The organism is Psychrobacter sp. PL15, assembly GCF_035984995.1.
Taxonomy (GTDB): domain Bacteria; phylum Pseudomonadota; class Gammaproteobacteria; order Pseudomonadales; family Moraxellaceae; genus Psychrobacter.
The window spans coordinates 174,814-200,025 of record NZ_JAXCIB010000003.1 but is presented as its reverse complement, the minus strand read 5'-3'; the positions used below and the strand labels follow the sequence as shown (position 1 = coordinate 200,025).

The 25,212-nt window shown below is 43.2% G+C and carries 23 protein-coding genes and 2 tRNA genes; 14 read left to right on the top strand and 11 right to left on the bottom strand.

Annotated elements, in window-relative coordinates; genetic code table 11:
• Positions 1 to 227: 227 nt before the first annotated feature.
• The 7 genes from xerD to recN form a co-directional block, all read right to left on the bottom strand.
• A complete protein-coding gene (gene xerD / locus RCH20_RS03885; protein WP_327192760.1) occupies positions 228 to 1,166 on the bottom strand; it encodes a site-specific tyrosine recombinase XerD in 939 nt (312 codons plus the stop codon).
• Positions 1,167 to 1,436: 270 nt separating this feature from the next.
• A complete protein-coding gene (locus RCH20_RS03880; RefSeq protein WP_327192656.1) occupies positions 1,437 to 2,645 on the bottom strand; it encodes a class I SAM-dependent methyltransferase in 1,209 nt (402 codons plus the stop codon).
• A 139-nt stretch (positions 2,646 to 2,784) separates the two neighbouring features.
• Positions 2,785 to 3,045, bottom strand: a complete 261-nt coding sequence (gene tusA / locus RCH20_RS03875; protein ID WP_209955967.1) for a sulfurtransferase TusA — start codon at positions 3,043 to 3,045, stop codon at positions 2,785 to 2,787.
• Positions 3,046 to 3,114: 69 nt separating this feature from the next.
• Entirely contained in the window at positions 3,115 to 3,621 is a 507-nt protein-coding gene (locus RCH20_RS03870) for a hypothetical protein (protein WP_327192655.1), read from the bottom strand.
• A gap of 92 nt (positions 3,622 to 3,713) precedes the next feature.
• Positions 3,714 to 4,235, bottom strand: a complete 522-nt coding sequence (ruvX, locus tag RCH20_RS03865) for a Holliday junction resolvase RuvX (protein WP_209955963.1) — start codon at positions 4,233 to 4,235, stop codon at positions 3,714 to 3,716.
• A 316-nt stretch (positions 4,236 to 4,551) separates the two neighbouring features.
• Positions 4,552 to 5,115, bottom strand: a complete 564-nt coding sequence (locus tag RCH20_RS03860; RefSeq protein WP_209955962.1) for a YqgE/AlgH family protein — start codon at positions 5,113 to 5,115, stop codon at positions 4,552 to 4,554.
• Positions 5,116 to 5,303: 188 nt separating this feature from the next.
• Positions 5,304 to 6,983, bottom strand: a complete 1,680-nt coding sequence (gene recN, locus RCH20_RS03855; protein WP_327192654.1) for a DNA repair protein RecN — start codon at positions 6,981 to 6,983, stop codon at positions 5,304 to 5,306.
• A 618-nt stretch (positions 6,984 to 7,601) separates the two neighbouring features.
• On the opposite strand from recN, the gene ppnP reads away from it, so the two are divergent.
• Both ppnP and rlmB read left to right on the top strand, forming a co-directional pair.
• Positions 7,602 to 7,937 carry a pyrimidine/purine nucleoside phosphorylase gene (gene ppnP, locus RCH20_RS03850; protein ID WP_209955958.1) on the top strand — a complete coding sequence of 112 codons (336 nt, stop codon included), beginning with the start codon at positions 7,602 to 7,604 and terminating at the stop codon, positions 7,935 to 7,937.
• A gap of 355 nt (positions 7,938 to 8,292) precedes the next feature.
• Positions 8,293 to 9,063 (top strand): 23S rRNA (guanosine(2251)-2'-O)-methyltransferase RlmB, encoded by a 771-nt coding sequence (rlmB, locus tag RCH20_RS03845; protein ID WP_209955956.1) that lies wholly within the window; start codon positions 8,293 to 8,295, stop codon positions 9,061 to 9,063.
• On the opposite strand, the gene coaE is transcribed toward rlmB, so the two are convergent.
• From coaE to pilB, 4 genes are all read right to left on the bottom strand, one after another.
• Complete coding sequence (gene coaE / locus RCH20_RS03840) at positions 9,026 to 9,673, bottom strand: dephospho-CoA kinase (protein WP_327192759.1); 648 nt, start codon at positions 9,671 to 9,673, stop codon at positions 9,026 to 9,028. The genes rlmB and coaE overlap by 38 nt on opposite strands.
• Before the next feature lie 213 nt (positions 9,674 to 9,886).
• Positions 9,887 to 10,786, bottom strand: a complete 900-nt coding sequence (locus RCH20_RS03835; protein WP_327192653.1) for a prepilin peptidase — start codon at positions 10,784 to 10,786, stop codon at positions 9,887 to 9,889.
• Between the two features lie 25 nt (positions 10,787 to 10,811).
• Positions 10,812 to 12,035, bottom strand: a complete 1,224-nt coding sequence (locus RCH20_RS03830; protein WP_327192652.1) for a type II secretion system F family protein — start codon at positions 12,033 to 12,035, stop codon at positions 10,812 to 10,814.
• Positions 12,036 to 12,292: 257 nt separating this feature from the next.
• Entirely contained in the window at positions 12,293 to 14,002 is a 1,710-nt protein-coding gene (gene pilB / locus RCH20_RS03825) for a type IV-A pilus assembly ATPase PilB (RefSeq protein WP_327192758.1), read from the bottom strand.
• Between the two features lie 247 nt (positions 14,003 to 14,249).
• Here pilB and tpiA point away from each other — a divergent pair, with 247 nt between their 5' ends.
• The 12 genes from tpiA (at position 14,250) to rpsO (ending at position 24,903) form a co-directional block, all read left to right on the top strand.
• Positions 14,250 to 15,071, top strand: a complete 822-nt coding sequence (gene tpiA, locus RCH20_RS03820) for a triose-phosphate isomerase (RefSeq protein ID WP_327192651.1) — start codon at positions 14,250 to 14,252, stop codon at positions 15,069 to 15,071.
• Positions 15,072 to 15,293: 222 nt separating this feature from the next.
• Positions 15,294 to 15,602, top strand: coding sequence for a preprotein translocase subunit SecG (secG, locus tag RCH20_RS03815; RefSeq protein ID WP_209955944.1), 309 nt, complete (start codon positions 15,294 to 15,296; stop codon positions 15,600 to 15,602).
• A 211-nt stretch (positions 15,603 to 15,813) separates the two neighbouring features.
• Positions 15,814 to 15,897, top strand: a tRNA-Leu gene (locus RCH20_RS03810).
• A 124-nt stretch (positions 15,898 to 16,021) separates the two neighbouring features.
• Positions 16,022 to 16,098 (top strand) — tRNA-Met (locus RCH20_RS03805).
• Between the two features lie 440 nt (positions 16,099 to 16,538).
• Complete coding sequence (rimP, locus tag RCH20_RS03800) at positions 16,539 to 17,039, top strand: ribosome maturation factor RimP (protein ID WP_327192650.1); 501 nt, start codon at positions 16,539 to 16,541, stop codon at positions 17,037 to 17,039.
• 287 nt (positions 17,040 to 17,326) lie between these two features.
• Positions 17,327 to 18,811: a transcription termination factor NusA gene (gene nusA / locus RCH20_RS03795; RefSeq protein WP_327192649.1), complete on the top strand. Its 1,485-nt coding sequence runs from the start codon at positions 17,327 to 17,329 to the stop codon at positions 18,809 to 18,811.
• A 151-nt stretch (positions 18,812 to 18,962) separates the two neighbouring features.
• Positions 18,963 to 21,686, top strand: coding sequence for a translation initiation factor IF-2 (gene infB / locus RCH20_RS03790; protein WP_209955939.1), 2,724 nt, complete (start codon positions 18,963 to 18,965; stop codon positions 21,684 to 21,686).
• A 170-nt stretch (positions 21,687 to 21,856) separates the two neighbouring features.
• Positions 21,857 to 22,276: a ribosome-binding factor A gene (locus RCH20_RS03785; RefSeq protein ID WP_209955937.1), complete on the top strand. Its 420-nt coding sequence runs from the start codon at positions 21,857 to 21,859 to the stop codon at positions 22,274 to 22,276.
• Positions 22,277 to 22,285: 9 nt separating this feature from the next.
• Positions 22,286 to 23,380, top strand: coding sequence for a tRNA pseudouridine(55) synthase TruB (truB, locus tag RCH20_RS03780; protein WP_327192648.1), 1,095 nt, complete (start codon positions 22,286 to 22,288; stop codon positions 23,378 to 23,380).
• A 519-nt stretch (positions 23,381 to 23,899) separates the two neighbouring features.
• Positions 23,900 to 24,061, top strand: coding sequence for a hypothetical protein (locus RCH20_RS03775; protein WP_327192647.1), 162 nt, complete (start codon positions 23,900 to 23,902; stop codon positions 24,059 to 24,061).
• Between the two features lie 128 nt (positions 24,062 to 24,189).
• A complete protein-coding gene (locus RCH20_RS03770; protein ID WP_327192646.1) occupies positions 24,190 to 24,375 on the top strand; it encodes a hypothetical protein in 186 nt (61 codons plus the stop codon).
• Positions 24,376 to 24,636: 261 nt separating this feature from the next.
• The gene (gene rpsO, locus RCH20_RS03765; protein ID WP_209955930.1) at positions 24,637 to 24,903 is read left to right on the top strand and encodes a 30S ribosomal protein S15; all 267 of its coding nucleotides are present in this window, start codon (positions 24,637 to 24,639) and stop codon (positions 24,901 to 24,903) included.
• The last annotated feature ends 309 nt before the right edge of the window (positions 24,904 to 25,212 follow it).

The following is a 25,212-nucleotide window of genomic DNA, read 5'->3' as shown; positions in this document are numbered from 1 at the left end:
TGTGAAACGCTTGGTTCAACTAGAAATAAGCTCGTCCCAAATTAGGATCATAAGCTATATCATGGATGAAATACTATGAACAATCTAAAAAATTAATCAGGTATTCTATGACATCATTTAGCGTTGCACTTGGTGTGTTAATTTAAGCTTATAAAAAGGTTGTAAGCTTCTGTGTAAAGCTGACTATAGCCAAAATATAAACTAAATGATCACTTTTAGTTTATGAATCATCCCCTAGGGTGATGCTCAGCATGCAACTTCTGCAATCTAGCCGTCGCCACATGAGTATATATCTGGGTAGTCGATAAATCACTATGACCTAATAATAGCTGCACGCTACGCAAATCCGCACCATGATTCAGTAGATGAGTAGCAAATGCATGGCGTAGGGTATGCGGTGATAAGTCTTTATCAATACTAGCCACTTTGGCGTATTTTTTTAGCAGATACCAAAAGTTTTGCCGGGTCATATAACCGCCTTGCGCAGTTAAAAATACCGCTTGGCAATTCCCTGCTTTCAGATGAGCGATTAAATCACCGCGTCCATGCGCTAAATAATCTTCAAGCGCATCCGCTGCATATTCCCCTAATGGCACTAATCGGGTTTTATTGCCTTTACCGGTAATTTGTAGCCAGCCAGCATTGAGATTAACTTGTTCTATTGATAAATTTACTAGCTCACTTACCCGCAGACCACAGGCATACAATACCTCTAGCATGGCTTTGTCACGTAGACCAAGCGCAGTACTGCTATCGGGCGCAGCCAGTAGATTATCAACATCAGCTTCTGCTAAGTCTTTCGGGAGTGGGCGACCAATCTTTGGAGTTTTAATACGCTCGCAAGGATTGTCTTCACGTAGATTACTGGCAATCATCCATAGATAAAACTGGCGTAGGCTGGAGAGCATCCGTGCTTGGGTACGTGGGGTTTTGCCGTCTTGAGTAAGAATAGATAGGCAATGCAATACTTCATCGAGTTGCCAAAGTGTCAGTGCGGTATGACTGGTCAGCTCACAAGAGCGCAGATCGCGGACATAAGCGTTACGAGTGCGGGTCGCCAAACCACGAGCGAGCATCGCCTGACGAAACTCGGTTATATAAGTCGGCTCGTCATCAACGGCTAGCGCTTTTGGTTGACGCTGCTGTACGGCACGGTCGCGGCTCATAAGACAATACTCGGTGGTTGTACAGAACAGGTTGATTGGTGTAGACATTTACCACCTAACCTAATACAGAATAGAGTCAATCCAACTTAGGAACGGTACTGCTGGTATAAGCTTTTTGCAGCCTCTGTCTGCGTAGGCACAGCAAGCAAGAAAAATTTATACCAGTAGCACGTTGATAGGAATGACTCCCTCTTATTTTGAACTGGCCATAATGTTAATAAAATTTTTGTTAGGCAATTTTTATGCATTAGCTACTATTCAGCTATTACTTTAATTATCAACAGGCACTAAACACCATAACGAGGTGATTTCCGCACTGCGCGCAGCGAACAGTGGGTCAGTAGTGTCTTGACTACGACTGTGTTTAGGCTGGGTATCGAGACGGTATTTAACCTCTAAACCAGCATCGACAAACCAGCCTAATAACTCATCACGGCTGCGCAACTGCAAATGTTCAGCCAAATCTGACAGAATCAACCAGACTTCTCCCTGCTCGGCCAAATGCTGTTTTGCGCCCTGCAAAAACCCACGCAACATCGCGCTATTGGCATCATAGACAGCGTATTCTAATGGCGAGGTTGGCTTAGCTGGTAACCAAGGTGGATTACAAACAATCAGATTAGCCAGTGGTGTATTAGTCGGAAACAAATCTGCTTGCTGTAACTGAACGGCTGACTCCAAACGCGCAAAGTTCTCGCTGGCGCAGGCCAAAGCACGCGGATTTAAGTCGGTCGCAATCACCTGGTGCACACCGCGCTGCGCTAAGATAATGGCTAGCAAACCGGTGCCAGTACCAATATCAAAGGCCACATCAAAAACATTCGGTAGTGGTGCATCAAGCAATAGCTGCACATACTCATGACGGGTTGGCGCAAACACACCATAATGCGGGAAAATCGATAGACCTAAACTTTCAATCGGCACCCCTTTTGCACGCCATCCCGCCGCGCCTAAGGCACCTTGCAGGTCACGAAACGAGAGTAAGCACGACTCATCCATTCTCTCATCTAACTGGCCAAAAGCCGCAGTACAAGCCGCACTGATATCGGGGGCGCGATGTAACTGACTGACATAACCGGCATCAAGCCTTAATAGCAAACGGCTTAATACGCGTGAACGCTGGGCTTGAGCTTGGCGCTGTTGATGAAACAAGTTCGGTATCTGTTTAGAAACTACTAAGGGCTCAGCCGTGGTTTTAGTCGACTTATTTTTATTAGCTGCCTTGCTAATTTTGCGCTGCTCACTGCGCTCAATACGTCGATTGATGGCTTGTAGTAGTTGCCGTGCATTCTGAAAGTCGCCGTGCCACAGCATTGAAGTGCCCGCGCAAGCCAAGCGATAGGCTTCATCTGCTGTCGTTTTGTCGTCGATCAAAACAATACGTACAGGTGGCACTTGGTTGCTTTGGGACAACCAGCGGGCATTATGTAAGGTTTCGTTTTCGTGCCACTGCACATACTGCTTTTCTGTTGGTAACACGCTGCCTACCTTTAACCTGTGAATGATATATTTTCTACAATGCAAAGATATAATCGATTTAATTTAAAAACGATACAGTGCTAAGTAGCTGTGAGTAAACCTGAATGCATACAAGTTGGCAACCGATGATTAGTAACTACTAAGCACTCTTTTTCTTTACTAAATAGCGATACGTTGGCGCCTCATTTAGCGTTTCTTGATGGACAAGCGTGTGCCCCAGATGGCGACAAAAATTAGGAATATCGCGCGTAGTAGCGGGATCAGTGGCTAATATCTCGATAACATCACCGCCATCCGCTTTACGAATGGTCTTATGGAGCATCATTACTGGCTCAGGACAAATCAGCCCTTGGGTGTCCAAATGATGATTAATAGTAGTGTCTGGCGTCGAAGTTGTCATAGTCGCAGCTTTAAAAGGTAAGTTAATAAATTGAAATAGTGGTGGCGATTCGGTTGTTTTATAGCTCTTTTATAGTGAAGAGTCATCCGACTCAATAACATTACCTACTTTCGAGTCTTCAATAATTTCAGGTTCTTCTTCTACTTCTAAAAAGTCAAAAAAGCGTTTAAAACTAACTTTAAATAAAAATGCCACACCAAGCCATGAAGCCAATCCCAGCCAAGCGGTATCAGCAAACAGCAACCCGCCGACAAGAATAATGCTCGAGACCCCGACAGTCATAATAACCATCGATGCTTGATTGAGCCGATAGCGATAAATAATAAAGGCATCATAAAGGGTAATAGGAATGGTCAGGGCAATCAATACATAGGGTAGATTAAAAAACAATCGATACAGCAGTTGGTTGTCATGAAACATCTTTATGCTGGCTATCGTCCCAAAGACCGTAAAGGCAAAGATGGCAGCATAAATCAGGTATACCGCAATTTGGTTCGCTCGCTGTGCCCCTTTAATGCGAGTAACCGCAAGCGGAGTAAAGCCGTACTGTGTGGATTGGTCTGGGGCATGAGTCATAACAATCAGCCATCCTTTAGGTAAATATTATTAACAGAGGTATAAATATACTGATAATTGTTGGTCTAACAACTGATCGCCCAACAATAGTTTTAATCAGCTTGTACAGCATCAATGGCGATACTGCTACTAGGCTCAGCGAAGTAAGTAGACATTAAGATACAAGCAGAGACATCATCAATTGGGTCACGTTCATTCTTGATCCAGCCGTGTTCCCACGCCAGCTCACGGGCTTCTACTGAGGTCAAGCGCTCATCACAAAGTATCACGGTCGCCGGTGAGTGCTGCTCTAGTAAGCGATGCGCCAGCCTGCGGGCGAACTTATGAGCGCGCTTCGATAGCATAGAGCTGCTGCCATCCATATTTAGCGGTAGCCCGACCACTACTTGGGCGATCCCCCAAACCTCGATGATCCCGAGTAAGTTATCCCAGTCAGGTTGCCCATTATTCATCGCTAAAATATCGAACGCGCGCGCAGTCTCAGTAATGGTATTACCTAGCGCCATACCCATTTTTTTGACCCCATAATCTAGTGCTAATATGAGATGGGGTTTGGTGGCGGGCTCAGCAATACTAGGATCATCGACTTCAACGGTGGTATGACTATCTACCATAATAAGGGGTACTTCCTTTTCCATTAAGATTTTTTATTAAAGCTTCTTTATAAATTTTATTTTTTATCAAGATGATTTTTATCAAGATAATTTTATGTAGCTTTGCTTATTTTATATTGTGTATTTCTTATTCAACATATACAAGCTAAAATTTTGAGAAAATAAATGGAAGATCTCAACAATCTTACAGCTGATAGTGCGAAAGTTTTTGATTGTATTATGAGGAAATAAACTTGGGGGAAAATAGTTTTGAGCGTATTAGTTCTGACGAAATTGGCGATATCATGCTGATAGGGTATAGCGATCAGCTTAATTATTAAGCATGACCGATGTCGCTACTTAGATAATCAAAATTTATCCCAATCTTTTCTGCAGCGAGCTGCCAACGTTCTTCAAACGGTGTGTCAAATAATAACGTTAAATCAGCAGGACACACTAACCAATCACCGCTATCAAGTTCGCGTTCAAGTTGTTTTTTGCCCCAACTGGCATGACCTAAGCACAATTGATAATGGCCAATCCCTTCACCAGCAGCAATCCGCTGAAGAATATCTTGACTGGTCGTGATGCAAACGTTCTCCGAGATGGCAAATGATGACGCCCATTCTGGTTGACCGGTATGCAGCACAAACCCTACTTCAGGATACATAGGTCCCCCTTCTAAAGCCAAGTCTTCCATCACTTGCGGCTCAGTAACCTCAATATTTAAATCTTCTAATAGCTTACCTACACGCGATCGTTCTAGTGGACGGTTGACCATCAGACCCAGTGCGCCCTGTTTATCATGGCGACAGATATAGATTAGCGCCTGTTCAAACCGAGGGTCCGACAGTTCTGGCGCTGCAATTAAGAAATGATGGGTCAAGTTAGCTCTAGGCATAGGGGCATGTACAATATAAATGAGTTGGGATATTACTATATGGTGTTATTGAGTAAGAAATCAACTGAAGCTAAAAATCAACAGACTGTAGGTATGAAGATACCTGACGGATACTAACTAAAGGACGATGGTCACTCAAAAGTAATCTGAACCACCACACATCAATAGTGAGTGAACTGCAGCGATTGTCATTTAACATCAGTCAATAAACTGCGAGCATGCTCACGGGTAACTTCAGTGATCGTCACGCCACCGGACATTCGTGCCAGCTCATCTACTTTTTCACTGTCAGTCAAGATTAACAGTTCGCTTTGGGTTTGTTCATGATGATGCTTTTGTACCAAGATATGCTGATGTGCTTGCGCAGCGACTTGTGCCTGATGGGTGATAGCTAATAGCTGTTGAGTCTGGCCAAGGGTGCGCAGTAGCTCGCCAACCACTTGTGCAGTACCGCCACTGATACCAACGTCGACCTCATCGAATACCAACATTGGCTTGGCAGCATTATTATCGGCATTGGTCGCTTGCAGTACCTGCATGACTAATGCCATGCGTGAGAGTTCGCCACCTGAAGCAATCTTATGCAGCGGCTGCATCGGCATACCAACGTTAGCGCTAAACAATAAGTCAATATCAAAGCAGCCTTGCGCATTATAACGAGCGGGGTCGGATTTTTTGGTAAAGACGAACTCACAGCGCGCATTAGGTAGCGCCAGTGGTTGCAACTGGGCAACCAGCTGGGTACAGATAGTGGGTGCTGCTTGTGACCGTTGATCATTCAGCTGGGTCGCTAACTGTAGATAATCTTGCCATGCTTGCTCGATTTGCGCAGCAAGGGCGTCACTGCTAGGTTCATTTTCTAGCTGCTCTAATTGCTCTTGCCACGCTCGTGCTTCGGCAATCAAATCACTCGCTGGCAAGCCATGCTTGCGTGATAACCGATGCCCCAAGCTTATTAAGCTATCTAATGCTTGTAGACGTTCAGGGTCAGGTAATTGTTGCTCAGCATAATCTGAAAGTAGGGCCGTCACTTCGGTGATTTGTTGTTGGGCTAAATGTAGTTGTTCAGAGGCTTGCACAAAGGTTTGACTGACACCCACTTGATTGTCACATAATTTGATAGCCCGTCCGAGCAAGATCATGACATCTGGCTCATCAGTATCATTATCCAGTAGATGCAAGCCATGACTGGCTTCTTGCATTAAGGCTTCAATATTCGATAATTCTTCATGCTCAGCTTCAACCTCTTGATAATCAACGCTCAGGAGCGGTGCGATATCGGTCAGCTGACTTTGCAATAGTTGAATTTTATCTTGCCGCTGAGCCTCGCGGCTAGCAATGTCATCAGCACGGCGTTGTAGTTGTTGGTACTGCTGATAATGGCTCGCCGTTTGCGCCGCTAATGCTGATATTTGCGCCATCTCGTCAAGCCACTGCACGACAAACTGTGGTTTCAGCAATGCTTGCTGGGCGTGCTGGCTATGAATATTAACCAATAAGCTACCCAGGTTTTTCAGCTCAGCCAAACTTACAGGCGTGCCGTTCAGCCAAGCTTTTGAGCGTCCATTACTACTCAATTGCCGGCGAATCAATATTTCCGGCTCATCCAATAGTCGGTCGTGCTCAACGAACCAATCAGCGATGACACCATTACCTTGCACATCAAATTGGGCATAAATATCAGCATGAGCCGCGCCATGTCTGACCATTGCACTATCTGCTCGTTCACCAACACATAATGATAGCGCATCAAGTAACAGCGATTTACCAGCTCCTGTTTCACCAGTGATGACATTAAAGCCCTCAGCGACGTTCAGCTCATGCTTGGCTATTAATGCAAACTGATATAAAGATAATGATAATAGCATCAACGCTTCTCATGGCAGACAATTAACATCAAGTAAAATCTCAGGTAAGTTATAGCGACAATAGGTTGGTAAGGTCAATTGACGGTTATTAATAAATAGGAATCACCGGTAAATAGTATGGTGTCAAAACGCTTTAAATACAAATGTTAGGAACGACGAATCACATAAAACCATATAGCATGACCTGCATTAAGTACTGTAAAAAAGTCGTTAACAAACATCATTAGAGTAGTTAGCCTAACCATAAGTTTTCTTAAAAGCAATAGCATGGCATGCAACCACGTTTAGCATTTTGTCTTAATATTCTTTTATAATGACGGTGGCGCTGTAACAAATTTGGTAGACATAATGTGGTAGCATTATCTCACATAATGATAAACTCTTGCTACAATGCATCACATACATCAAGTTACATTATAGGAGGTCAACGCGTTGTAGAACAAAATACGGTGAGTAGAGTGGTTCAGTAACTCAGCACCTTAAGGCGTTTATTTTAAAGTCTCTACACACATTTAGACTCTATATCTATATCTATGTTTAGAAATAACCATTTCCACCGTGATTCAATCAGTCGCTTATTTTTTAGTTTAGCAATAATTATTTGATAAGGAAGCCACTATGACAGCGGCACAATTTACTAATGTGACAGTCAATGCTCAGGCCACAATATCCTATGATGGGCGTTGCTCAAGCCACACCATCATGTTCGAAGACGGCCGCCATAAAACATTAGGCGTCATTCTACCGTGCGATAATATGGTCGAACAATATCACTTTAGCACCAATACTTCCGAACGTATTGAGATCATCAGTGGCGAGTGTGAAGTCAAAATTAATGGTGATGAAGGATTTAGCTACTACCGTGCTGGCCAGTCATTCGTGGTCGAAGGTAATAGCGGTTTTAACTTACGTACTGAAGAAATCGTCCAGTATGTCTGTCATTTAGAAGGTTAGTGTTATAATGATTCAACTATCAGTCTGTCACGCGTGTCAGACTTGATTAATACCGCTAATTTGATAGGCTCCCTATAGTTTTTACCCGGTAAGCAGCTAAGTATTTTATGTTCGTTTCACTATAAATGCTCGACAGATCAAAAGTTACTGCTTAAAACTATCACTCAAGATTATCGCTTAAAATGATAGCCAAAAACTGTAGATCGTCAAATTAGAGGTCGTAGCATTACCAATTGAAAATAAACGAATAAGATCATTCTGATTTTGTTTGTTTCTTTTCATTGACATAATTTATAGCCGTAACTCACTTTCTATCGCATCTAGCGATACCCATCTTTTAATCAGCAGGTCTATTATGGCAAAACCCAGCTATTTTTATGGTATTCATGCCATTGATGCCTTACTCGAATATCGTCCCATTGATGCACTCAGTCTATTTGTGCAGCAAGGCCGCGAAAATGATAGCCATGTACAAGCTATTATCGTGCAAGCAGAAGCCAATGGTGTGAGTATCCAACCTACCCAAAAAGATAACCTGACCCAGCTGTGTGGCAGTCCGCAGCATCAAGGAGTGGTGCTGCACGCCCGTCCGTTAAGTTTTGCGGATGAGGGTTTATTGGACAAGGTCATCGGCCGCGATCAGTGTTTGATATTAGTACTGGATCAGATCACGGATGCGCATAACTTCGGTGCCTGCTTGCGAACCGCTGTGGCGATGGGTGTCGATGTGGTTGTTTGTCCAAAACATCATGCTGCCAGTCTAACGCCAACAGTTGCCAAAGTATCAGTCGGTGCAGCGGAGATGATGCCTATTATTAGTGTGACCAATCTAGCGCGTACGCTGTCGCAGATCAAAAGTGCCGGCGTATTTGTATTCGGTACAGCACTTAACGCCGATGCCAAACCCATACATGCCGCAGATTTGACTGGCAAAACTGCGCTTATTATGGGTTCTGAAGGTGACGGTATGCGCCGTCTGACTACTGAGAGCTGTGATGAATTAGTTTATATTCCCATGTCAGGTAATGAGCATGGCAATTTACAAAGCCTCAACGTCAGTGTCGCTACAGGCATGGCACTTTACGAGATCAATCGACAGCGTACTTTAGCTGCTGAGCAAGAGTGAGGTAGGTTTGATGTAGCGGCTGCAATTGCAAGCGTAATGCAGCCAAGTCGTCTTCATTAGTAATCACATCATCGGCATGGCGATTGCGTTCTTCGCGGCTAAGTTGATTGACCATAATGGCTCTAATCTTTGCCGTGCTCTGCTCATCACGCAGACCTGCGCGCATAAGCTGTGTATCTTCATGCACATCAATCACTAGGATACGCTGGCATAAATTGGCCAGACCGGCCTCTGACGCTTCAATAAGCAAAGGAGCAGATAGCACCACATAAGCTGATGTGCTGGCTGCTAGCTGTACTTTTGCCGCTTCACGTATTGCTGGATGAGTAATCGCTTCCAGCTCAATGAGCGCTTCAGGATGGGTAAATACATGTGCACGTACCGCGGCACGATCCATTTCTCCTCTAGCGTTAATCACCCAATCACCAAATTTTTTCTGGATTTTACGTAGGGTAATACTGCCTTTATCGACCACTTTATGAGCAATCACATCCGCATCAATAATATCAATTCCTTGCTCAGCGAACCAGTCGCTGGCAGCAGTTTTGCCACTACCGATACCCCCAGTCAGACCTACGACCAAGGTTTTGTTTTTAGTTTGCTGGCGCATTAAGTTATTATTAGCACTAGTATGATTAGACGGTAAATTAAAGTTTGTTGACATAGGAATGACTTATTTGGCTGATAGAATAAAGAATAAAAACAATCAATAAATAAATATAATAACCAATAAACATAATAACACAGGCCGAGTCGGGCGATATAGCGACCTTAAGCATCGTACTTAAGCATCGTACTTAAGAGTAGTACTTAAGAATAGCCTTTAGACATACATGCCTAAGTACCAGTTGATGATATCTGAGCCATAAAGTAAAGCGATGATTCCAGCGATAGCGATATAAGGACCAAAGGCAAAAGGTTTACTTTCGCCTTGTTTCTTCATGAGAATAATCCCAACGATCGAACCAAGTAGGGACGACAGTAGAATAATCAATGGCAACATCAGTGGCCCAAGCCAGGCGCCCATTACTGCGAGTAGCTTAAAATCACCTTGGCCCATACCCTGTTTTTTAGTGATCAGATAAAATACCTTGACCACTATCCACAGTGATAAAAATCCTAATAATAAGCCCCAAATTGATTGGGTTGGTGACACAAACCAGCCTTGCGAGTTGACTGCCAAACCCAATCCTGCCAAAGGAAAAGTGAGACGATCGGGTAGCAGTTGGGTATCAAAATCAATACCTGTCAAGGCAATCAGGGTCCATACCAATACCAATGCTGATAGACCCGTCGCACTAACGCCGAACTGATAAATGATCAACACTGATAACAGCGCAGTGATCAACTCAACGATAGGATAACGCAGACCAATAGCCACCTTACAATCTGAGCAGCGTCCGCGCAAAACCATCCAACTTATCAAAGGAATGTTTTCATACCACTTAATTTTGTGGGCACAGTGGGGACAGCGCGAGGCAGGTGTGCTTAAAGTAAGCGGCAGATCGTTGGCAACCATGTGCGTTAAACCCGCGGCGTGCTCAGGGTTTATATCTACTTGCTGAGATAAGAACTGGCTACACTCTTGCCGCCAGCCATAAACCATCATCAATGGAATACGGTGAATGACTACGTTTAAAAAACTGCCCACGCAAAGACCCAATACCGCAAATACGATTAAAGCCAAGGTAAGGTTTTCTTGTAATAACTGTACGAATTGCATTAAGTCGCTGTCCTTTAATTGGCCTTTAGCCTACCACTGAGCCCATTTGGAAGATTGGTAAATACATGGCAATCACTAAGCCACCGACTAACACCCCCAGTACTGCCATAATCAGTGGTTCCATTAGACTGGTCAAACCATCGACGGCATTATCGACTTCGTTCTCATAATATACAGCCACTTTATCAAGCATTTCTTCCAAGCTACCGGACTCTTCACCGATACCTACCATTTGAATGGCCAAGCTTGGAAATAAATTGGTAGTGCGCATCGAAAACTGTAACTGTTGTCCTGTAGAGACGTCATTTTTTATTTGCTGAGTGGCATTATAAAACACTACATTGTTGGTCGCACCGGCGGTAGATTCTAGAGCATCCAGTAACGGCACGCCAGCGGCAAAGGTGGTGGATAGTGTACGAGAAAAACGCGCAATAACCGCCTGATAAGCAATTTTACCAAATATCGGCGTCTTTAATGTGGCGCGGTCTAAAAAGTCACGAAACTTCTTAGACCGTTTTTTGCCTTCAGAAAAGCCAATAATCGCGGCACCAATCATGATAATCAAAATAAACCAATAAGACTGCATCCATTCTGACATGTGTACAACCATTTTGGTAAAAGCGGGTAATTCTGCACCAAAAGATTCAAACAGTCCGGAGAATACCGGGACGACCTTGACCAGCAAGATAATAGTCACGATAACCGCGACCACCACGACCGCTATTGGGTATTTCAAGGCTTTTTTAATCTTGGCTTTTAGCAGCTCACTCTTTTCTTTATAAGTGGCTACCCGTTCTAGCATAATTTCTAGCGCCCCTGACTGCTCACCAGAATCGACCAGTGAGCAAAACAAATCGTCAAAGTAGCGCGGATGCTTACGTAGTGCAGAAGTAAAAGTGCCTCCCGCCTCAATATCAGCTTTTATTTGCAATACTAGGTCTTTCATACTGGGATTATCAAGCGAGTCAGCGACGATCTCAAAAGACTGGGTTAATGGGACGCCCGCTTTCATCATCGTTGCCAGTTGCCGCGAAAAAATGGCAATATCAATAGGCTTAATGGCTTTTTTGAAGGTAAATATGGGCTTGGGCTTTTTCTTAATGCCTTTGACGGTGATGCCTTGTTTGTGTAAGGTCGCTTTGGCCAGCTCTAAACTACGACTGGTAGTCTCACCTTTGACTTTTTGTCCGCGGCGATTAACCCCTTCATAGACAAAGTCTAGTAGCATATCAGTCTTAGCTTTTGCCATGTTTTTACCCTCGAGTATTATCTAATGTGGACGATTTAAAAACATAAAAAGATGCCCGAATTTCTTAACCACAGTATTAAACTTATGTGTCTTATATTGGCGTAAAAAATGAGTAACTATCAGTGATTAGACCTTTTTAGGGTTTTGATATCCGGTGCTATTAAGTACTGAAGGTTGCTTATGGAAATTTAATTCCAGCTATATTTTGGCAGTTGCTTAGTTGCTCAGTTGCTCAGTTGCTCAGTTGCTTATCGCTATTATTCAGAGGTGACCCGCATCATCTCCTGAACACTAGTAACCCCTTGCAATACCTTTAGCACACCAGAGCGGCGCAAATCTCGAAAACCATTTCTGAGCGCTGCGTCCTTAATGTCTATCGCATTACCATTTTCCATAATAATTCGCGAAATATCTGGGCTAACTTTCATAACTTCATAAATACCCACGCGACCCTTATAACCATCGCGGCATTCACCACAGCCTACAGGCTCATAAATCGTGTTTTCTGAATTATAGAAATCAGCATCCGCAAAGCCAATTTCAAGTAAGCTTTGGCGTGGAATAATGACGGGTTTTTTACAGTTTTTACATAAGCGCCTTGCTAGCCTTTGCGCGATAACTAGGTTTACTGAAGTGGCGATGTTAAATGAGGCTACTCCCATATTACGTAAACGCGTTAAAGTTTCTGGAGCAGAGTTAGTATGAAGGGTCGAAAGTACCATGTGACCAGTTTGCGCGGCTTTAATAGCAATCTCAGCAGTCTCAAGGTCACGAATCTCACCCACCATAATAATATCAGGGTCTTGGCGTAAGAATGATTTGAGGGCATTAGAAAAAGTCAAACCTACCTTAGTGTTGACGTTGACCTGATTGATCCCTTCCAAGTTAATCTCAACTGGGTCTTCAGCGGTCGAAATGTTGGTCTCGCCCGTATTGAGGATATTAATACCAGTATAAAGTGAGACTGTTTTACCGGAGCCGGTAGGGCCGGTAATCAGTAGCATGCCTTGAGGCCTATGTAGCGCTTCTAAAAACATTTTCTTTTGATCAGGTTCATAGCCTAAAGCCTCGATACCGAGCATTGCTGAAGAGGGGTCTAGGATACGCAGAACGATTTTTTCACCGAATAGGGTCGGTAAGGAGTTTACCCGAAAGTCGATGGCTTTATCTTTAGATAGTTTCAGCTTGATACGGCCATCTTGCGGTACACGCCGCTCCGAGATGTCCATTTGTGACATAACTTTTAAGCGTGAAGCAATTTTGCTGGCAAGCTGTACTGGTGGGCTAGCCATCTTTTGCATCACCCCATCCACGCGAAAGCGTACCCGAAATGTCTTTTCATAGGGCTCAAAATGTAGATCTGAGGCGCCCATACGAATAGCATCCACCAACATTTTATTTATAAACTTTACTACCGGTGCTTCATCGACCCCATCGGAAAGTTTGGTCTCTCCATCCTCTTTTTTGATATCTTCAAAATCGACTTTCAGGTCGTTATCCGCAAAGCCTCCAAAACTGTGCATGGTATCTGCATAGAGGCTATCAATACGTTTTTTAAGCTTGTTTTCTTCGACCACCACCGTCTCGACGGACAACCGCGAGTTAAAGGCAATCGCAGCAATCGCGTCTACACGGGTCGGATCACTCAATGCCACAAACAGTCGTTGCCCGCGCTTGAAGATGGGCAGCGCGTTAAACTTGCGGACAATTTTTTCATCAACCAAGTCTTTTGGAATGACCTCGTCACTAAGTGCATTAAGGTCAAATAAAGGGTCGCCTAACGCTTGTGATAGTATTTGCGCTAGCTGATAGGCATTGGCTATTTTATTATCTACCAGATAAGAGACCAGTCCCATTTGCTGCTGCAGCGATTCAGTCTGCGCCGCTTTCATGTGCGCTTCACTGACAATGCCTTCACTAATCAGCTGTTGCGCTAGACCACCAAACTTGCTGGTTGTGGTGGACATCATTAACTCTCCTTGGTAACGAATGTGCCATAAACTTGCTCAAGACCAAAACACTATTCAGGGTTCTATTGTTTAGGGTTCTATTATTCAGGGTTCTATGGCAATCGTGACTATCATAAGGGTCTTAATAAACCAACCTCAGTCTCATCAGCACTATACTATAACTATAGCACTTGTGAAATATTTGTTATACTGGCGCGCATGTTAGCCGCACTGGCAATGATAAACGATACAAGGTAGATGTGTGATGCAAGCTTGGGTAATTGGAAATTGGAAGCAGAATCCAGCAACGAGCCATAGTGTTAATACACTTATAAACGATCTATTAACTGCCATTAGTGCTCAAGAATCGACTGCAACAGACTCAGCGACTCACTGTCAGTTGATGGTAGCGCCAAGTTGCATTCATATGGCAGCTGTCAGCTCGCGTCTGCAAGGATCTTCAGTCATGTGTGCTGCTCAAGATATTAGCGCTCATAGCAATAGTACCGGCGCCTATACGGGTGATTGCTCAGCACAGCAAGTGGCAGATGCGGGTGCAACGTGGACGATACTTGGTCACTCTGAGCGTCGACAATACCACCAGGAGTGTCATGATATCCTGGTACAAAAGCTCACTCATGCGTTGGCGCAAAACTTAGGTATTGTACTGTGCGTGGGCGAAACTCAAGCGCAATATGATGCTAAGCAAACCCTAGAGGTGCTTAATACACAACTAACAGTCATAAAAGATGTGCTCGATCAGCAAGCAGGTGAGCAACCTGGCTTTGTGGAAGTTCTAGCTGAACGTCTAATTATTGCCTACGAACCAGTTTGGGCAATTGGCACTGGTAAAGTACCAACCGTGTCTGAAGTGAGCGCCACTCATCACTATATTAAACAAACGATAAGCAGTTTTTCGCCAGAGTTAGCTGCTGTTAGTGTGTTGTATGGTGGTAGCGTCAACGCGGGTAATGCCGATAGTTTTGCAGCAGACTCTATGATAGATGGCGCATTGGTTGGTGGCGCGTCCCTAAAGGCAGCAGACTTTTTAGCCATTGCTAACGCCTTCACTTGTGCCAAAGGGTAACCTTTATCACCAAAGTTAGCGTACTTAGCGTCGACTCAGCACCTAAAGTGCCTTGGTAAGTTGATAAAAGTTGGTTTAACAGTACCCTTGCAATCGTGTACAATGCGCCTTATTTAACGTCATTGTACTTTTATAATCAGTGTACTTCTATCTATAGATAGTATTAGATCCTAAGATTTTACTCCCGTTATCAGTCGTCATTAAGCGGCAAAAGAGGCCACCATGTTTACGTTTATATTAGCCCTGCACATTATCGTGGCCATTGCCATGATCGGCTTGATTTTGATCCAACATGGTAAAGGGGCAGACGCTGGAGCTTCTTTTGGGGCTGGCTCGTCTGGTACCGTGTTTGGTGCGGCGGGGACAGCGAACTTCTTGACTCGTGCCACGGCAGCATTAACAGTCGTATTTTTTATAACCAGCATGACCCTTGCGGTAAATGCACGTAAGCAAGCTGAAGATCAGTTTCGCCTAGACGCGCCAGTGTCAGCACCGCAAACGCCGCGTCCTTTGACACAAAACCCTCAGTAGCTATATTTGATCCAGCAGGCTCTAGCTATTATAGTGTCTGCGTTATTTTAATAGCAGCCCTTGCTATTCTAGTGTGTTAGTTTTACAATGCTTTCCTGTTTTAGCAGTCTGTACTTATCGTAAGTATCATCCTCATGGTACGCAGTAATAGAATAAGAGCAGCGAGCTAAAACAGGTTAGTAAAAAAAGTTAAAGTAACAAATAGACATAAGCGATTGTGGTGGAATGGTAGACACGCCATCTTGAGGGGGTGGTGGCGAAAGCTGTGGGGGTTCAAGTCCCCCCAATCGCACCAACTTTTTTTATATAGAACAATATTAGGTTAGTAGTTATAGCAACGATATTTTTAGTTTAAAGTTTATTTGAAATAAAGATTGACAGTTATATAAAACCTCCCTATAATATGCGTTCTAGATTGATGCGGGGTGGAGCAGTCTGGTAGCTCGTCGGGCTCATAACCCGAAGGTCGTTGGTTCAAATCCAGCCCCCGCTACCATTTTCTATACTGATATTTTGTATACTAAATCTGTCAGTGACAATCAACCCACCATTATGTTTGTGGGTTTTTTTGTATCTGATGGTTAGGGTTATCGCGGTATCAATCCTACCTATGCTAAGCTCTATATCCATAGAGTACGATAATACTACGCCATTTGAGCGATTACTCGTAAGCGACATTGTCTTTTGTTTTATACTCTTTTACTGATACCTCCGCTTGATTAATAATAAGAGCATTGATAAGCCGAGTTTGAAGTTCAAGTGTTTCATCTTTACAGAGATGTATAACAAATGCGACGTCGAGCTAGAGATGTCATAACGGCAGTAGAATAGACAACCGTTACCAACAAAACGATTACCGTGATCTGTACAAACAATAATAAGTAGTATGGTTCATTGAGTACGATAGACCAGCAAATAGGATACTATAAATAGACTATGAAACTTTCGACCAAGGTTGCAGAATTAACTAATATCATTGCTCCTGCAGTAGCAGCTTGTGATGTAGCGTTGTGGGGTGTAGAGTTTGGCCCACAAGGCAATCGTTCTTTGCTACGTATTTATATTGAGTCATTACCTGAAGAACAAGCTCAAGATAAGCAGGTGACGATCGAGAATTGCGCTGCGGTTAACCATCAAGTGAGTGGGATTCTAGAAGTACATGACCCCATTGCTGGTGAGTTTATATTAGAAGTTTCTTCACCTGGCTTTGATCGTGCGTTCTTCTCAGATGAGCAAATGTATGATTATGTGGGCCAAACAGTTAGCTTGCGCTTAATACAGGCTATTGGAGAAGGCGATAAAAAACGCCGCAAAGTAACAGGCAGATTGGACAGTATAGATACAACCTTCCTAAAGCTGACTGCCACTGATAGTGAGCAGTTTGAGATTGCTTTGAGTAACATCGATAAAGCCAATTTAATTTATGAAGACGCTTAATTATTGTGCCAGACATGCAATATAAGTGACAGTAGATAGGTGCCAGTAAAATAAGTAAGTGACCAAAAATAACTAACTATTAGATAAATGAAAAATGACTGACTATGAAATAGTGGTTAAAAGTATTTTATAAGGTCGTTAGGTGCACAAGCAACTAAATGTACTGGTCAGCCATAATACGTAAATTACTTAATTCTTAAATAGCGTATGGCCTACAGCGATAACGTAATGTTAACGCACAAATCACAAAATTAAAGCCAATTATAAAATGATAGGACAGGTATAGCATGAGTCGTGAAATTTTAACGGTAGTAGAAACTGTCAGTAATGAAAAAGGCTTGAACCCTGAAGATATCTTTGAAGCAATTGAAGAAGCTTTGGTGGTTTCGACCAAGAAAAAAGTATATACCGAACAGCCAGAAGTGGCAGTGCGGGTAGCCATCGATCGTACGACTGGTGATTATGATACTTATCGTTACTGGACAGTGGTTGCAGACGAAGACCATGAGATGCCTGCCTGTCAGCTTGCCATCACCGACCTTGATCAAGAACAATGGTCAATTGGCGATGTCAAAGAAGAGCAGATTGAATCTATTGAGTTTGGTCGCATTGCAGCCACTCAAGCTAAGCAGGTCATCATCCAAAAGATTCGCGAAGCTGAGCGTGCCCTAGTGGCAGACGCTTTTGAGCCACGAGTTGGCGAAATGATGTATGGCGAAGTAAAAAAACAAACTCGCGATGGCTATATTATTGACCTTGGTGATAATGCTGAAGGTTATCTGTCACGCGATCAGATGTTGCCACGTGAGCAGCTGCGGGCAAAGTCGCGCATCAATGCTATTTTATATCATGTCAACCGCGACAATCGTGGCGCGCAGCTACTGTTATCGCGTACCCATCCTGAAATGCTCTCAGCTTTGATGCAAAAAGAAGTACCTGAGATTGCCGAGCAAATTATTGAGATTCGTAACGTTGCTCGTTTGCCTGGTACTCGTGCTAAAATATCCGTGAAAACCAACGATCATCGTATTGATCCAGTTGGTGCTTGTATTGGCATGCGTGGCACGCGAATTCAAGCCGTTCAGCAAGAGCTTGACGGCGAACGTATTGATGTCGTGGTATGGTCAGATGACCCCGCCCAGTTCATCATCAGTGCACTTGAGCCGGCGGATGTCAGCAGCATTATCTTAGATGAAGATGCGCAAACGGCTGATATTATCTTTAGTACTAACGACCAACTTGCACGTGCTATTGGCTCACAAGGCCAAAACGTACGTCTGGCTTCTGAATTGACGGGTTATAAGCTTAATATGATGCTTGAAGAAGAGTATCAACAGCGTCAAGCAGACGAGTCAAAAGCCTTTATCGACTTATTCTATGAACGTCTAGAAGTTGATAAAGATTTAGCACACGCGCTCGTTGATATTGGTTTTACCAGCATCGAAGAAGTGGCTTACGTGCCAGTTGAGACTTTTTATGATATCGAAGGCTTAGATGACGAAGCGATTGATATGATTCAAGAGCGTGCTAAAGAAGTGGTAATCGCTGATGAGCTAGTAAAACAACAGAACATGAAAGAGCCAAGTCAAGAGCTACAAGATCTTGAAGGTATGACCGTCAGTTGGGCTTATAGAATGGCTGAAAAAGACATCATTACCGTTGATGATCTAGCTGAACAAGCTGTATTTGATTTAGAAGATATTGAAGACTTAGACACTGAAACCGCAGGAAAACTCATCATGAAAGCTCGGGAATCTTGGTTCAATGAATAGGCTCTAACTGCATATCGCTGTCTTTTGGTGATATGCTATTTATAATAGAGCGCTGGTATTAATATAAAACTAGTATCAGCCTTAACGCAATCATTTGTAGCCAACAACTGAATTGAACATATAGCAAATAATAGACAGTAGGTGATAATCAATGGCAGATAAGACCGTCAAAGAACTGGCAGATATGGTAGGCAAAGTCGCTAGCGCTGTAAAGCAGCAACTAGTGGATGCTGGGCTACCTGCTCGTGGGGAGGATGACCTAGTCACCGAACTTGAGCAAGAGAAGTTGGTGACGTATTTAAAGCAAAGTCATGGTCAGCAAGACAAGCGCCGTATTAGTCTTAAATCTAAGACAACGAGTACTGCGCGCGTGACCGGCTCTTCAGGTAAATCTAAGAGCGTCAATGTTGAAGTACGTAAAAAGAAAGTATTCGAGAAGCCTGATCCAGAAAAAATGGCTGAAGAGTTGGCTGCACGCGAACAGGCACTGATTGAATCACAAGCCCGCGCTGCTAAAGAAGCTGAAGAGCGTTCTGCGACTAAGAAAAAATCTGAAGAGCGCCAAGCGGCTACCTTAGCGGCTATGCGTGCAAGTTTAGGGTCTAACAAAAGCTCAGCAGGCAAAAGTGATGAAGCTTCTACTTCTTCAGTTGTGGTCAAAAAGGGCAGCAAAACTGCTATTGAGATCAAAACTAAAGAAAAGAAAAAAGTCGCTGCTACTAAGCCAAAAGTTGAAACCGCAGCTGAACGAAAAACTCGTGAGGCACGTGAAGTAGAAGAAGAACGTCTACGTCAAATCGAATCAAAAACCCGCCGAGCCCAAGCTGAAGAGACGCAAAAACGTACTCTTGAGCAGATGCGAAAAATGGCAGGTCAGTATACAGATCGCGAACCTGTTGCTGAAGTTCGTAAAGATGAACCTCTAGCCGAAGGCTTGGTTGGCGACGCTTTAGAAGAATCGTTTGAAAAAGAACGTCGCGAAATTAAGCGCGGTGCAAGTAGTACTGGTACCCGTGGTCGTCGCCGTAAGAACCAGGATGAGCGTGAGATAAAAAACCGTAAAAATGGTTTACGTTCAACCCAAGCTGGTCAGCATAAGTTTGAAAAACCTGTTGAAAAAATTGTTTATGATGTCGAAATTAGCGAGCACATTGCAGTAGCTGATCTGGCGCAACGCATGGCGGTCAAAGCACGCGAAGTCACTAAGTTACTTATGAAAATGGGTGAATTGGCTAGTGAGACAGATACCATTGATCAAGCGACAGCAAGTCTGATCGTTGAAGAAATGGGTCATAATCCAGTACCAGTGAGCGATACTAAGGTTGAAGATGACCTTCATAGCGCTGTCGATGAGCGTAGCAGTAACGTACAAGCGCGCCCACCAGTGGTTACTATTATGGGTCACGTTGACCATGGTAAAACGTCATTGCTTGATAAAATTCGCGAAACCAAAGTCGCCACTGGCGAGGCTGGTGGTATCACTCAGCATATCGGTGCCTATCACGTTAAAACCGCACGCGGGGTTATTACTTTCCTTGATACCCCAGGTCACGCGGCCTTTAGTGCCATGCGTTCACGCGGCGCACAAGCGACTGATATTGTAGTACTAGTAGTTGCTGCTGATGACGGTATGATGCCGCAAACTGAAGAAGCGATTGATCATGCTCGTGCTGCAGGCACACCAATTATTGTCGCCATTAACAAAATGGATAAGCCAAGTGCTGATCCTGATCGTGTTTTAAATGAGTTAACCGCTAAGCAAGTGGTATCAGAAGCATGGGGTGGCGATACCCCAATGGCACGTATCTCAGCCAAAACTGGCGAAGGTATTGATGAGCTTTTAGAATACATTAGCATACAAGCTGAGCTGATGGAGTTAGAAGCGCCGCTAGATGGGGCTGCTCAAGGTATCGTTATTGAGTCAAGACTTGAAAAAGGTCGTGGCCCTGTCGCTAGTGTATTGGTCAAAAAAGGTACATTGAAGCAAGGCGATTTAGTCCTAGCAGGTGAGTACTATGGTCGAGTTCGTGCCATTGTGGACGAGCATGGTCAGCGTATTCAGTCAGCTGGTCCTTCTATCCCAGTTGAGATTTTAGGTTTGCCTGAAACGCCAGCTGCGGGTAGCGAGTTCTTAGTGGTTACTGACGAGAAGAAAGCGCGCGAAGTTGCTGACTTCAGAGTTAACCGTGAGCGCGAGCGTCAACTTGAACGCCAGAATAAAATGCGCCTAGAAAGTATGTTTGAGCAGATGGAACAAGGCGATGTGTCGTTCTTGAATATCGTGCTAAAAACTGATGTTCGTGGTTCGCTTGAGGCTTTACTTGCCGCATTAGATGAATTATCAACTGATGAAGTAAAAGTAAGAGTTATCAGCTCAGGTGTCGGTCCGATTTCAGAGTCTGATGTGACACTGGCAGAGTCTAGCGAAGCCGTACTATTAGGTTTCAACGTCCGAGCAGATGCTACCGCGCGTCGCAAAGCGAATGCCGCTAATATGGATATCCGTTATTACAGTGTCATCTATGGTCTAATCGATGATGTGAAAGCAGCAATGAGTGGTATGCTTGCGCCAGAACATCGTGAGAAAATCCTAGGTGTTGCTGACGTACGTGAAGTGTTCCGCTCTAGTAAATTTGGTGCAGCGGCTGGTTGTATGGTCGTTGAAGGCACTATTTATCGCAACAAGCCAATTCGTGTACTGCGTAATGACCAGGTTATCTTTACCGGTCAACTGCAGTCATTACGTCGCTATAAAGAAGACGTTAATGAAGTGCGCACTGGTATTGAATGTGGTCTAGCGGTTCGTGGTTATGATGTCGAAGCGGGCGATAAAATCGAAGTCTTTGAAATTCAAGAGTTCGAACGCACTATCTAAATCTGTTATTTAAGCATGCTATAAGCTTAATCAGCTGGATATACATCGCATTGCTTACTGATATTACGATGTATTTAGGCCTAACAGGTTCATCCTGCTAGGCCTTTTTTATCGTATATTATATATTTTTAACATTGCCAAATTAATAGTATTAAAAACAGGATAATAATATGAACCAACGCCTACAACGCTTATCCGATCAAATTCAGCGCGAGCTTGCTGTTCTTATTCGTGATGAAGTCAACGATCCACGTCTGACAGGTTTCGTAACTATATCGAGTGTCAAAGTTAGCCCTGACCTTGGCTATGCAGATATCTACGTGACTATCATGGAATCGGAACTCAACGGTGGCATGAACAAGACTGATCATGAACCGAGTGTGCAAGTGCTTAATAAAGCTGCTGGATTTTTGCGTACTGAGCTGAGCCATAGCTTAAAAACACGTACCACACCACGCCTGCGCTTTCATTACGATGAAGTCACTGCTCGCGGTAACTATATGATGGACTTGATCAGTCAGGCAGTCACCAAAACTGAGCAAAATGAAGCTGATGAGCAAGCAGTAGATCAGAAACAAACTGACCAATAAGTAAATATTATGTCCATAGCGAAGCAAGCAGCCAATCAAGCCAGTAAGCAGAAAGTATCTGGGGTCATTCTAGTGGATAAGCCGATTGGTATGACCTCACAACAGGTGGTATCGAAAGTTAAGTATCTGTTTAAGTCGCCTATACATGACAGCAAAAAAGCGGGTCATACTGGAACGCTTGATCCAATGGCCACAGGCCTACTGCCCATTTGCCTAGGTGAGGCGACTAAGTTTAGTCATTACCAACTTGATGCTGATAAATCTTATCAGGCGACGATATTACTGGGTATTCAGACTGATACCGGCGACGCTGATGGTAAAGTGATTGCACAGGCTACTATACCTAAGTTTGATCAGGCACAGCTAAGAGATATCGCTCAGCAGTTTTTGGGTGCTCAGCAGCAAATACCACCGATGTATTCCGCCTTAAAGAAAGATGGCAAAAAGCTATACGAATATGCGCGCGCTGGCATAGAAGTTGAACGTGCGCCAAGAGATCTGTTTATTAAAGCCATTAGTCTAGTGGAGATCAACCAAGAGCAGATCCAGTTGACGGTCACCTGTTCTAAGGGCACGTATGTACGCGTTTTAGCTGAGGATATCGCCAAAGTATTGGGTACACTAGGTCATCTGATAGCCTTGCGTCGCCTGCAGGTTGGCGACTTCAAGGTTGATCAGGCCATTACCTTAGTGCAATTAGAGCAACAAACTTTAGACAGTCGATTCGCTCAATTGTTATCGGTAGATGCCTGTGTCAATATTGCGCTTGAACTCATACTGACACCGGTGCAAGTTGAACGTGTACATATGGGTCAGCGTTTAAACGTACTCGATCAGCTTACTGAAGATTTGCAAGATTATATTTTAAATACTGTTAGTCAGCATGCACCTAGTAGTAAAGATGATGCAAATTATCAAAATGATAGTGATAAGACCGGCAGTCATAACAGTAGTAATCTTGATGGTCAGCAGAGCGAAGCTCAACCATTACTCTATGAAATACCCGTAGATATTCGTTTAATAGACCAGCAAGGGCAGTTCATTGGTTTGGGCGCAGTGAGTTTGAATGGTCGGTTGCAACCTAAAAAACTAGTCAACTTGTAGCTTGTTAACATATAGTTAAAATACCTTAAAAACGCTACGATACTGCTGGTATAAGCTTTTTGCAGCCTCTGTCTGCGTAGGCACAGCAAGCAAGAAAAACTTATGCCAGCAGTAGGTTATGTATCGACATCACTTTTCATTGACTATAGTTAGTACATTTAGGGTGGATCAGAATAAATGATCCTCAATTCTATAAAACTTACTAACACCTTACACTAATCACATACTGTCACATTTTATTGCAGGTTCCACCTATAGTGGAACCTGCTTTTTTTATATACTCATTAAGTAGTCCAAACATATCTATGACGCACAGTTGTATTAATGATAAAAATTAATGATAAAAATCTAGATTAAATTAAGACTAAAAATTAGAAAGTCTGAATGAGAGAGTCTAATAGAAAACGTAATCATAAAAATAATAATACAAAAAATATGAATGTACTAAGCTCTAATTGTATATTTAACAGAAATTTTGACTTAACCATATCCATTCATAACACAAAAAAGGAAATCACTATGTCACAGCCTAACCCCAACCATACTAAGCTTGAGCAAGAACGTTCTGAAGCAGCTACTGCCTCATTAAAGAACCAAACTGAAAGCAACTATACAAAAGATACGGAAGAAGCAGCGGATCGTATCGCCGACAATGCAGAAAATGCTAAGAAAGAAAAATAAGCTTTTTGTTTTAGCTTAGGTTTTGAGTATCTAATTGAAAATGCTAACTGTTTAAATGGTTGGCATTTTTAACATTAGATTATTTTAAAATTATATTATTGATAATAAAATAAACTAGGAGAGTTATTATGAACAAGCCCACAGAAGATATGGACAAGCAAGAAAAAAACATACAACGGCTAGCAGATGATATTAATCCAAGTAAAGACCCTATTCCTGATAGCTTAGCTGAGGCGACTACTGCGCCCTTGTCAGATGAGGAACTGGGTAGCAATGCTACCCAAGATGACCTCAAAAATAGCAAAGATAAGTAAGCTGTAGAATCCTATTTATTATCATAATTATTTTTCAAAACTGCTGAAACTACTGCCGAAAGTTGCTGTTTGTTCAGCAGTTTTTTGTTATAATCGCCCCCAAGTCAATACATCGTGCTTGCTGACCACTAGGTCAACTCTAGTAATGCAGGGTTGTCCCGAATGGCAGGTAAGCTATTTTATTTATACTATTCTATCGTTTCATAGGCGTTCAAATTTATTGAATGTCACTTGTAACCTTTAGCATTGCCGGAGAAATCTATGTTAACTAATACTGATCGCGAACAAATCATTGCTCAATACCAACGTGGCGAAAACGACACGGGCTCACCTGAAGTTCAAGTCGCTCTATTAAGCGCACGCATTAATGATTTGCAGAACCATTTTAAAGCTCACAAAGCTGATCATCATAGCCGTCGTGGTCTTATCCGTATGGTTAATACTCGTCGTAAACTGCTTGATTACTTAAAAGGCAAAGATCTTGGTCGTTATACGACGGTTATCAGCCAGCTTGGTCTACGTCGTTAATTTAGCAACAGCCTCATAGGTGCCGTTAAGTTAGAACGTGCGACATGTTTTGGCATAATTCTATACTTTGTGATCGCTCTATGAGTATTTGTTTGTTGTTATCGACATAATAGTTGAGTAGTAAAAAACGGTGTGGAATAGTTTCACGCCGTTTTTTTATGGCTATTGTGTTTAGAGGCTTTACGTCAAATTTAGAAGATAAAGCTAGGCGATAATAGCCTGCTTAATAGCCGTGGAACAGTAAGTAAAGCTATAGGTTTAAGCAGGAATAACTTATGGTAAAAGTAGCAAAAAATACTAGCATTCGCT